Here is a 1,594-nt window from a genome sequence, read left to right on the forward strand (position 1 = left end):
CCTCAGCATGGGACCACCGTCCGCACAGAATTGATTGCGGGGATGACCACTTTTTTAACCATGGTGTACATCGTTTTTGTGAACCCGCAAATCCTCGGCGCGGCACAAATGGACCCGAAAGTGGTGTTTGTTACCACCTGTTTGATTGCCGGTATCGGCAGTATTGCGATGGGGATATTTGCTAACTTACCCGTGGCGCTGGCTCCGGCAATGGGGCTGAACGCCTTCTTTGCCTTCGTGGTCGTGGGGGCGATGGGCATCTCCTGGCAGACCGGGATGGGCGCAATATTCTGGGGCGCAGTTGGACTATTTTTGCTCACGCTGTTTCGTATCCGGTACTGGATGATCTCCAACATTCCCTTAAGTTTACGTATTGGTATCACCAGCGGAATTGGATTATTTATCGCCTTAATGGGATTAAAAAATACTGGCGTTATTGTCGCCAATAAAGACACGCTGGTGATGATTGGCGATTTAAGTTCTCACGGCGTGTTGTTAGGTATTTTAGGGTTTTTTATTATAACCGTGTTGTCATCACGTCATTTTCATGCCGCGGTGCTGGTTTCTATTGTGGTGACGTCTTGCTGTGGATTATTTTTCGGTGATGTTCATTTTAGCGGCGTCTATTCCATTCCGCCTGATATTAGCGGCGTCATTGGTGAAGTAGATTTGAGCGGCGCGTTAACACTTGAACTCGCCGGTATCATTTTCTCCTTTATGCTGATCAACCTATTTGATTCATCAGGAACATTAATTGGTGTAACTGATAAAGCGGGCTTAATAGATGGTAACGGTAAATTCCCCAATATGAATAAGGCGCTGTATGTTGATAGCGTCAGTTCGGTGGCGGGTGCGTTTATCGGCACCTCGTCTGTTACTGCCTATATTGAAAGTACTTCTGGTGTGGCAGTCGGTGGCCGCACGGGGCTGACTGCGGTTGTGGTTGGCGTTATGTTCCTGTTGGTTATGTTCTTCTCACCGCTGGTGGCGATGGTTCCTCCTTACGCAACCGCCGGAGCGTTAATCTTTGTTGGCGTGCTGATGACTTCGAGCCTGGCGCGCGTTAACTGGGATGATTTTACCGAATCGGTGCCTGCGTTTATTACCACGGTGATGATGCCCTTTACTTTCTCGATCACCGAAGGGATTGCACTCGGCTTTATGTCGTACTGCATCATGAAAGTGTGCACCGGGCGCTGGCGCGATCTGAACCTGTGTGTGGTGGTGGTCGCAGCTCTGTTTGCACTGAAGATTATTCTGGTGGATTAGTAACTGGCGAGGGTTTCCAGATATCATGAGTTCTGATTACGCAGGAGAACTCATGATCTGGATAATGCTCGCCACGCTGGCGGTAGTGTTTGTGGTTGGTTTTCGGGTGCTGACATCCGGGGCCAGAAAAGCGATTCGCCGTCTCAGCGATCGGCTGAATATCGATGTCGTACCCGTGGAGTCGATGGTCGATCAAATGGGAAAGTCAGCCGGTGACGAATTTTTACGTTATTTGCATCGCCCGGATGAGTCGCACCTGCAAAACGCCGCGCAGGTGTTGCTCATCTGGCAAATTGTCATTGTCGATGGTAGCGAACAGAACCTG

1 protein-coding gene and 1 pseudogene (1 of these 2 cut by a window edge) are annotated in these 1,594 nt (G+C 49.7%); both read left to right on the forward strand.

Annotated elements, in window-relative coordinates; genetic code table 11:
* Nucleotides 1–1,269, forward strand: a 1,269-nt coding sequence (gene adeQ / locus QZF50_RS21870) for an adenine permease AdeQ (RefSeq protein WP_290388993.1), incomplete at its 5' end; no start/stop codon positions are given.
* Between the two features lie 52 nt (nt 1,270–1,321).
* A pseudogene (locus tag QZF50_RS21875) lies at nt 1,322–1,594 on the forward strand (DUF1198 domain-containing protein); it runs 190 nt beyond the window's last position.

Source organism: uncultured Escherichia sp. (assembly GCF_948475835.1).
Lineage (GTDB): Bacteria > Pseudomonadota > Gammaproteobacteria > Enterobacterales > Enterobacteriaceae > ECMA0423.